Here is a 7,967-nt window from a genome sequence, read left to right on the forward strand (position 1 = left end):
CAGGAACGGGACCACATCGAATGACCGAAGGACTGGAAGCGATCCTGACCGATCCCGCGGGAGCGGTGATCGGCCTCGACTTCGACGGCACGCTCGCCCCGATCGTGTCCGACCCCGAGGCGGCCAGGATCCACCCGGCCGGTCCTGGGGTGCTGGCCAGGCTCGGTGACCTGGTCGGCTCCCTGGTGGTCATCACCGGCCGTCCCGCGGCGACGGCCGTCGAGTACGGCTCCCTGGACAAGGTCCCGGGGCTGGTCGTCCTCGGCCACTACGGCCTCGAACGCTGGGAGGCGGGCGTGCTCGCCACCCCGCCGGTCCACCCCGGCCTGGGACGGGTCAGGGCCGAGCTGCCCGGGCTCATCGCCCCCTTCGAGGGGGTCAGGATCGAGGACAAGGGCCGGGCGGTGGCCGTGCACACCCGGCGGGCCCCGCAGCCCCAGGCCGCCCTCGACGCGCTGCGCGCGCCGGTCACCATGCTCGCCGCCGAGACCGGGCTGGCGGTCGAGCCGGGCAAGTTCGTGCTGGAACTGCGGCCCCCCGGCACGGACAAGGGCACCACCCTGACCGCCTTCCTGCGGGAACGCTCGGCCCGCGCGGTGCTGTTCGCCGGCGACGACCTGGGAGACGTGGCCGCCTTCGAGGTCGTCCGCTCCTGCGGCCTGCCCGGCGTGACGGTGTTCAGCGGCTCACCCGAGCTCACCGTCGAGGCCGACATCGTCGTCGACGGCCCCGCCGGAGTGATCGACCTCCTCGACTCCATAGCCACCACCCTCGAATCCCGCTAGAGCGAGGGGGAGCCGGATCGAGGAGCCCCCGAGCCGCCGTGCGCAGCACGGCCATCAAACAGTTGTTAAGTGAGTGGCAAGTGGGGGCCGATAGCGTTCGCGGTATGAGAAAGCGCTCCTTCGTCCTCGCCGCCCTGGCCGGCGCCGCCGTCCTGACCGCTCCCGTGACGGCTTCCGCCTCCTCGGCGTCCCAGGTCTCCACCGCCTCCGGGGTGAAGACCGTCTCCTTCCGCGGCATGAACCTGAAGGTTCCGTCCGGCTGGGAGGTGCACCGCGACGGCGACTGGATGCTGGTGACGAGCGGCCGCTGTGACACGCCCGCCTACTTCGCCCCGAAGTGCGACGGCTTCTGGATCCTCGGCCCGAAGGCCATCAAGTACGGTCACGAGGGCTTCGGCGCCTACAAGGGCGACCAGCCGTTCTACCCCGCCAGTGACGTGCAGGCCTGTCCCTTCAGCGCCAAGACCGGCCAGGTCATCGGCAAGCCGACCGCGCTCGGCGTGCGCCAGGTCGGCCGGGGTCACAAGGCGAAGTACGTCTCCTGGTTCGGCCGGTGCGTCAAGCACGGTAACGGCGAGCAGACGGCGACCTTCAACCAGCGTGAGTGGTTCCTGCCCACCTCGAAGATCCTCGTGGTGGACGTGTGGAACACCCCGGGCCTGTCGAGCATCCTGAAGAACGCCACCTGGCGCTGACCGGCTAGCGACGGGACGGCCGGACGGCGATCGCTACCGGCCGCCCGCCAGGATCCCGCCCACGGCCAGGCCGATCAGGGCGGGGACCATGAGGAACGCCTGCCAGGTGCCGAAGCCGTCGGCCAGGGCGCCCAGCAGGAACGGCCCCACGCCGATCGCGACGCCGGAGACGATCGAGGCCGTGGCCGAGGCCCGGTCGGGGCGGCCGCCGGAGGCGGCGAGCACGCGCGAGAGCGCCAGGGGGAAGTGCAGGGAGACTCCCGTACCGGCCAGGACCAGGCCCGTGTAGGACAGCACGGGGCTGCCGCTCACCCAGAAGATCGCCCATCCCGCGCCGGTGACCACGAGGGCGCCCACGAACAGGGGCGCGGGAGGTACCCGCAGGGCCAGGCGCGCCCCGCCCCACCGCCCGGCCGCCATGCCGGCCGTGAACGCGGTCAGCGCGGTCGCCGCCACCGCCGCCGACAGCCCCGTCCGGTCGGAGACCAGCTTCGCCGCCCACAGGTTGAAGCAGAACTCCATCGCGACGCAGCAGAACAGCACGGTGGCGGCCAGGTGGAAGCGCCGGCCGTAGCGGCCCGTGCCCTCCGCCGCGGCCGGGGAGGTCCCGGCGCCGTCCCGCTCGGGAATCCAGACGCGGCCCATGGCCAGCGCGAGCAGCACCGTCGCGATCGGGCTCATCAGCAGCGCCGCCCGCCAGCCGAGCGCGCTCTGCGCGGCGAAGCTGATCACGAACGGCACCGCCACGCCGACGGTCACCCCCAGGGCGTTGGCCTCGCTGATCGCCGCGGGACCGGCCGGGCCGTGGTGGTCGTCGAGCGCGGCCATGCTGGAGTACAGGGTGATCGAGGCCATCCCGCTGGCGACGCCGTACCCGAGCAGGGTGACCGGCAGGGCGTGGCCGAAGATCACCAGCAGCACACCCGCGTTCATCCCGGCCAGGCCGGTCCAGGTGACGGCCCGCCGGCCGATCCTGCGGGTCAGCCGGGGGAGCGCGAGTCCGGTGAGGACGGCGCCGACGGCCATCGCGGTGCCGTGCAGGCCGGCGACCGCCTGGGTGATCCCGAGGTCGAGGCGGAGCAGCGGCAGGACCGCGCTGAGGCCGTACAGGTAGGTGGCGAAGGCGCCGAGCTGAAGGTAGATGAGCCAGGTGGCGCGATCGCGGATCAACCGGACAGGCGCAGTCGTGGCCACCTGATTCTCCCCCGAGTGGACGAAAGTTGAAATGTCCACGAAAAACTATCTCACCTGGATGAACGCCCGGCCGGGCGGTACCCGCCGGGTCACTTGAGGGCGGCGAGCTGCTCGGAGAACCAGCGGTGCGGGGGGAGGGCGGTGGCCGCGGCGGCCAGCCGGGCGCCGCGCCGTACCCGCTCCTCCTCGGGCATGACCAGGCCCTGGTACAGCGCGGTGGCGGTGGCCGAGACGTCGTAGGGGTTGACCACCAGGGCGTGCTCGCCCAGCTCGACGGCGGCGCCCGCCTCGCGCGACAGCACCAGCACGCTGTTCGGCGACAGGATGGGGCCCTCCTTGGCCACCAGGTTCATGCCGTCCCGGGTCGGGTTGACCAGCAGCACGTCGGCCAGCCGGTAGGCCGCCAGGGATCGCGGATAGTCGTCGTTCACGTTGAGGATCAGCGGGTCCCAGTCCTCGGTGGCGTACTTGTCCTCGATCTCCTTGGCGCAGCGTTGCACCGCCGCGGTGTACTCCCGGTACTCGGGCAGGTCGTGCCGGGACGGATAGGCGAAGGCCAGGTGCACGACGCGGCCGTGCCACTCGGGATGGGTGTCGAGGAACTCCCGGTAGGCGCCCAGGCCGCGGACGATGTTCTTGGACAGCTCGGTCCGGTCGATCCTGACGATCAGCTTGCGGTCGCCGACCTGGTCGCGCAGGGCCGCCATGTTGGACTCGACGTCGGGCTCGCTGGCCCGCGCCCACAGCGCCTCGCCGTCCACGCCCAGGCCGTGCACGCCGATCCGGGTGGTGCGTCCGGCGTGGGTGACCGTACGGCTCACGCGGTCGACCTCGGCGCCCAGCAGCCGCTCGCAGCAGTCCATGAACCCGCCGGCCCAGCGCGCGGTCAGGAAGCCCGCGTGGTCGGCGCCCAGGACCCCTTCGAGGACCTCCACCGCCACGGCGTCGGGCAGCAGGGAGAAGTACTCCGGAGGGGCCCAGGGGGTGTGGGAGAAGTGCGAGATGCGCAGGTCGGGGCGCTCGACGCGGAGCATGGCCGGGGTGAGGGTCAGATGGTAGTCCTGCACCATCACCCGGGCCCCGTGCGCCGCCTCCTCGGCCAGGGCCAGCGCGAACGCCGCGTTGTAGGACTGGTAGGACTCCCACTCCCTGCGGAAGCGGGCGTCGAAGTTCGGCGTGTTGGGGGTGTCGTAGAGCAGGTGGTTGACGAACCACAGGGTGGAGTTGGCCACCGCGTTGTAGGCCCGGTGGAAGGTGGCCGGGGGGATGTCGAGCATCCGCAGGGCCCCGGTGTCGTAGCCGGCGTGGTCGAGCCGGCCGCCGGGAGCCTGCCGCACGGCGGCGCGGTCGCCGTCGGACAGCGCGGCGCAGACCCACAGGACGTTGAGGTCCTTGGCCACCTCGGACAGGCCCGACACCAGCCCGCCACCGCCCCTGCGCATGCACAGGGAGCCGCTTTCGGAGGTGGTGAAAGAGAAGGGGCCACGGTTGGAGGCCACCAGAATCGAGTTCATGGGGTTCCCTCGCCTGCGAACGTGCTTGCCACGAAGGTTAACCAACCATGACCTTCGACCATAGGATGTGCAGCGACTGTGACCGCTGATGGGGGCTCGCGATGGCGCTGGACGAGACGACCGAGGAACTGGCCCGCCTGGCCGCCCGCGGCGACCACCGTGCGCTGGGCGAGCTGCTGAAGCGCATCGAGCCCGACGTGCTGCGGCACTGCGGCCGGATCCTGCCCTACCGCCAGGACGCCGAGGAGGCGTGCCAGGACACGCTGCTCGCGGTGGCCCGCAACATCGGCCGCTTCGAGGGTCGGGCCAGGTTCAGCACGTGGCTGCACATCGTGACCGCCAACTGCGCCAGGACCACCTACCGCTCGCTGAAGCGCCGGGCCGCCGAGCAGAGCTCCGACGAGCTGCCGCTGCAGAAGCCGGACGTCGCCCGGGTGAGCGTGATCGCGGGTTCCCGGCTGGACCTGCTCGACGCGATGGAGGCCCTGGAGGCCGACAAGCCGGAGCTGGCCCAGGCGCTGGTGCTGCGCGACATCTGCCAGCTCGACTACAACGAGGTGGCCGAGCAGCTCAACATCCCGCTCGGCACCGCCAAGTCCCGCATCCACCAGGCCCGCAAATACGTCCAGGGGGCCCTGGGCGACGCGTACGGGTTCTGAGCGCGTCGTCATCGAGCCGTAAGGCATCGTCGAGCGGCGCGTCCTCATCGGGGCGTGCGCGGCCGGAGGACGCGTACGGCCGTCGCGGTGCCCCGGCCGGCGCCGTCTTCGTAACCGGTGCTCTTCCATCACCCACCGTCCCGCGAATCCTGGAAACGGACGCGGACCGCGCACCCGGTGATGACGGCGGCCGCCCCCGGTGGTGATGGCGGCCGTCGTGACCCGCGCACCCGGCCTCACCGCCTCCTTCCGAGTTTATCCACACGTTGTGGACGAGGGCTTTCACCTTCCCGGAGGCGGCGGCCGGGCCGGCCACGGTCTTACTGTCCAGGAAATAACACGGTGTGTCTCGCAAAGTGAGACATGTGGTCAAGGAGGCTGTAGGGCGAGGTAGAGTGCATGAGACCTGCCTGCCAGGTCCACAACTGCATATTGCTCATCCAGAGGGGTGGAGGGACCGGCCCTGCGAAGCCCCGGCAACCCTCCCGGTTCAAGACTCGTGATCTGACGAGGTCGCCCGGGACAGGTGCCAATTCCGGTCTGCGATCAAGGTGGTCGCAGACGAAGATGAGGGAAAGGCCTCGCTTCATGGCGCTTGCAACCGCTGAAACCACGACGTCGCTCGACTTCGGCCCCGCCGTAGCCCTCTCCTGTCGGGAGTGCGGCGCCCGCTCCGAACTCGGCCCCAGCTTCGCCTGTCCCGAGTGTTTCGGCCCCCTTGAGATCGCCTACGAGTTCCCCCGGGTGACCCGCGAGGAGATCGCCGCCGGACCGGCGAACATCTGGCGTTACCGTTCCCTGCTGCCGGTCCCGGTGGACGTGGCCGCCAAGCGCAACATGGCCCCCGGCTGGACCAAGCTGGTCAAGGCCGACAACCTCGCCCGCGAGCTGGGCATCCGCTCCCTGCACGTGAAGGACGACTCCGGCAACCCCACGCACTCCTTCAAGGACCGCGTGGTGGCCATCGCCGTCGAGGCGGCCCGCAACTTCGGCTTCCACACCCTGTCCTGCTCCTCCACCGGCAACCTCGCAGGCGCGGTCACCGCGGCCGCCGCCCGCGCCGGGCTGGACGCCTGCGTGTTCGCCCCCGCCGACCTGGAGGAGGCCAAGATCATCATGGCCTCGGTGTACGGCGGGCGCTTCGTCGGCATCGAGGGCACCTACGACGACGTGAACCGCTTCTGCTCCGAGCTCATCGGCGACGAGCTGGGCGACAAGTGGGGCTTCGTCAACGTCAACCTCCGCCCGTACTACGCCGAGGGCTCCAAGACCCTGGCCTACGAGATCGCCGAGCAGCTCGGCTGGCGGCTGCCCGACCAGATCATCGTCCCGGTGGCCTCCGGCTCCCAGCTCACGAAGATCGACAAGGGGTTCAAGGAGCTGGTCGCCCTCGGTCTCGTCGAGGACCGGCCGTACAAGATCTTCGCCGCCCAGGCCGAGGGGTGCTCGCCCGTCTCGGCCGCCTACAAGGCCGGCCACGACGTGGTCCGTCCCGTCAAGCCCGACACCATCGCCAAGTCCCTGGCGATCGGCAACCCGGCCGACGGGCCCTACGTCCTGGACATCGCCCGGCGCACCGGCGGCGCGGTGGAGGACGTCACGGACCCCGAGATCGTCGACGCCATCCACCTGCTGGCCCGGACCGAGGGCATCTTCGCTGAGACCGCGGGCGGCGTCACCGTCGGCGTGCTCCGCAAGCTGGTCGCCGAGGGCAGGCTCGACCCCGACGCCGAGACGGTGGTCCTCAACACCGGCGACGGTCTGAAGACCCTCGACGCGGTGGCGGAGCGGGCACGTCCCACCGCTGTCATCCGTCCCTCCCTCGACGCATTCCGCGCGGCTTTCGCGTAAGAACTCCTGAAAGGTCTTTGGCTATGAGCGTTTCTGTACGGATCCCCACGATTCTGCGCACCTATACAAACGGCTCCGCCGAAGTGAGCGGCTCGGGTGCGACCCTCCGGGACGTGCTGCAGAAGCTCGACGCCGACTTCCCCGGCATCGGGGCGCGCATTCTCGACGAGACGGGCAAGATCCGGCGTTTCGTCAACGTCTATGTCGGAGAAGAGGACGTCCGTTTCGCCGACAACCTGGACACCCCCACCCCGGACGGCGTCCAGATCTCCATCATCCCGGCGGTGGCCGGAGGCTGAGCCCACCAGTCATCCGGCGTCCCTGGAGACGCCTTCCCCGACACCCGTACCGGCCCTGCCTGTGCGGGTGTCGTGCTTTGCGGCGGGAACCGACAACTGGGGCATCGGGAAATAATGCAAACTTGAACTAACTAATTGTGATAGCAAAACTCTGTTCCTGTACTAAAAACGTTCTTAAAGCGTCATTTCCTAGATTGACTCTGTTGTCCCACGGTGTCCCACAGGTATGGTCGAGGACGATCGACGTAGCGGTTCCCCGCCACGGAGATCGAGGGTCGCGCGAGTGGAATGGGCGCGGTTCTCAAAGGCCGGTAAGAGGAGTCGGAAGTGGCGCAGGGCACCGTCAAATGGTTCAACGCGGACAAGGGCTACGGCTTCATCGCGGTAGACGGTGGTAAGGATGTGTTTGTCCATTACTCCGCGATCCTGATGGATGGCTATCGTGCACTTGAGCAGGGCCAGCGGGTCGAGTTCGAGATCACTCAGGGCCAGAAGGGTCCGCAGGCGGAATCCGTCCGGGCCGTCTGAGCCGGCCGTTCCGTCGCGTCGCCGGAATCTCCCGGCGGGTGGTCCGCGCGGCAGCGCAGTCCGTGCGGACCACCGTGCGCAAAGGCCCGGCCCGCCGCGTCGTCCGGCGGGCCGGGCCCTCGCCTTTCCGGAGGCCGCCGCTCCCTGATCCTCACCGTTTTCCGGGGGCTGCTGTCCGGTGATCTCCCGTCGATCCCCCTTTGCCCTGCTTCGCTCTTGGCTGAGCGCAGGTCAGGATGGTCGTTGCTTGCACTCGGCAGGGTAGAGTGCTAAACAGTTCGTTGGCACTCTCTGTCCGAGAGTGCCAAATCTGGATCGAGGCGATGGGGCCCACCGAACGGAGTCGTGGGCCCGTATGCCGTCGCGGGCGTCGACTCGGTCCGGTGCACGCCACCCTGTGTTTGGGAGGTCTAGCCGTATGGCAGCCAAGATGATCTCGTTT

The 7,967-nt window shown here is 69.7% G+C and carries 8 protein-coding genes and 1 riboswitch; of the genes, 6 read left to right on the forward strand and 2 right to left on the reverse strand.

What is annotated here, in order from left to right; genetic code table 11:
• The first annotated feature begins 20 nt into the window (after positions 1-20).
• Positions 21-785: a trehalose-phosphatase gene (gene otsB / locus Pta02_RS38680; RefSeq protein ID WP_203880009.1), complete on the forward strand. Its 765-nt coding sequence runs from the start codon at positions 21-23 to the stop codon at positions 783-785.
• Positions 786-889: 104 nt separating this feature from the next.
• A complete protein-coding gene (locus tag Pta02_RS38685; protein WP_203880010.1) occupies positions 890-1,480 on the forward strand; it encodes a hypothetical protein in 591 nt (196 codons plus the stop codon).
• A gap of 33 nt (positions 1,481-1,513) precedes the next feature.
• On the opposite strand, the gene Pta02_RS38690 is transcribed toward Pta02_RS38685, so the two are convergent.
• Both Pta02_RS38690 and Pta02_RS38695 read right to left on the reverse strand, forming a co-directional pair.
• Entirely contained in the window at positions 1,514-2,674 is a 1,161-nt protein-coding gene (locus Pta02_RS38690) for an MFS transporter (protein ID WP_203880011.1), read from the reverse strand.
• Positions 2,675-2,763: 89 nt separating this feature from the next.
• Positions 2,764-4,188 (reverse strand): alpha,alpha-trehalose-phosphate synthase (UDP-forming), encoded by a 1,425-nt coding sequence (locus tag Pta02_RS38695; protein ID WP_203880012.1) that lies wholly within the window; start codon positions 4,186-4,188, stop codon positions 2,764-2,766.
• Positions 4,189-4,289: 101 nt separating this feature from the next.
• Here Pta02_RS38695 and Pta02_RS38700 point away from each other — a divergent pair, with 101 nt between their 5' ends.
• From Pta02_RS38700 to Pta02_RS38715, 4 genes are all read left to right on the forward strand, one after another.
• The gene (locus tag Pta02_RS38700) at positions 4,290-4,847 is read left to right on the forward strand and encodes an RNA polymerase sigma factor (protein WP_203880013.1); all 558 of its coding nucleotides are present in this window, start codon (positions 4,290-4,292) and stop codon (positions 4,845-4,847) included.
• 433 nt (positions 4,848-5,280) lie between these two features.
• A riboswitch (SAM riboswitch) is annotated at positions 5,281-5,421 on the forward strand.
• A 14-nt stretch (positions 5,422-5,435) separates the two neighbouring features.
• Positions 5,436-6,698 (forward strand): threonine synthase, encoded by a 1,263-nt coding sequence (thrC, locus tag Pta02_RS38705; RefSeq protein WP_203880014.1) that lies wholly within the window; start codon positions 5,436-5,438, stop codon positions 6,696-6,698.
• Between the two features lie 23 nt (positions 6,699-6,721).
• Positions 6,722-6,997, forward strand: a complete 276-nt coding sequence (locus Pta02_RS38710) for a MoaD/ThiS family protein (RefSeq protein WP_203880015.1) — start codon at positions 6,722-6,724, stop codon at positions 6,995-6,997.
• A 327-nt stretch (positions 6,998-7,324) separates the two neighbouring features.
• Complete coding sequence (locus Pta02_RS38715; RefSeq protein ID WP_127936975.1) at positions 7,325-7,525, forward strand: cold-shock protein; 201 nt, start codon at positions 7,325-7,327, stop codon at positions 7,523-7,525.
• Positions 7,526-7,967: the final 442 nt, after the last annotated feature.

This window comes from Paraplanobispora takensis (genome assembly GCF_016863195.1).
Classification (GTDB): Bacteria; Actinomycetota; Actinomycetes; order Streptosporangiales; family Streptosporangiaceae; genus Planobispora; species Planobispora takensis.

Bases quoted from the DNA above. Each gene is read 5' to 3' on its own strand.
- otsB (WP_203880009.1), top strand. From the start codon at position 21: ATGACCGAAGGACTGGAAGCGATCCTGACCGATCCCGCGGGAGCGGTG.
- Pta02_RS38685 (WP_203880010.1), top strand. From the start codon at position 890: ATGAGAAAGCGCTCCTTCGTCCTCGCCGCCCTGGCCGGCGCCGCCGTC.
- Pta02_RS38695 (WP_203880012.1), bottom strand. From the start codon at position 4,188: ATGAACTCGATTCTGGTGGCCTCCAACCGTGGCCCCTTCTCTTTCACC.
- Pta02_RS38710 (WP_203880015.1), top strand. From the start codon at position 6,722: ATGAGCGTTTCTGTACGGATCCCCACGATTCTGCGCACCTATACAAAC.
- thrC (WP_203880014.1), top strand. From the start codon at position 5,436: ATGGCGCTTGCAACCGCTGAAACCACGACGTCGCTCGACTTCGGCCCC.
- Pta02_RS38700 (WP_203880013.1), top strand. From the start codon at position 4,290: ATGGCGCTGGACGAGACGACCGAGGAACTGGCCCGCCTGGCCGCCCGC.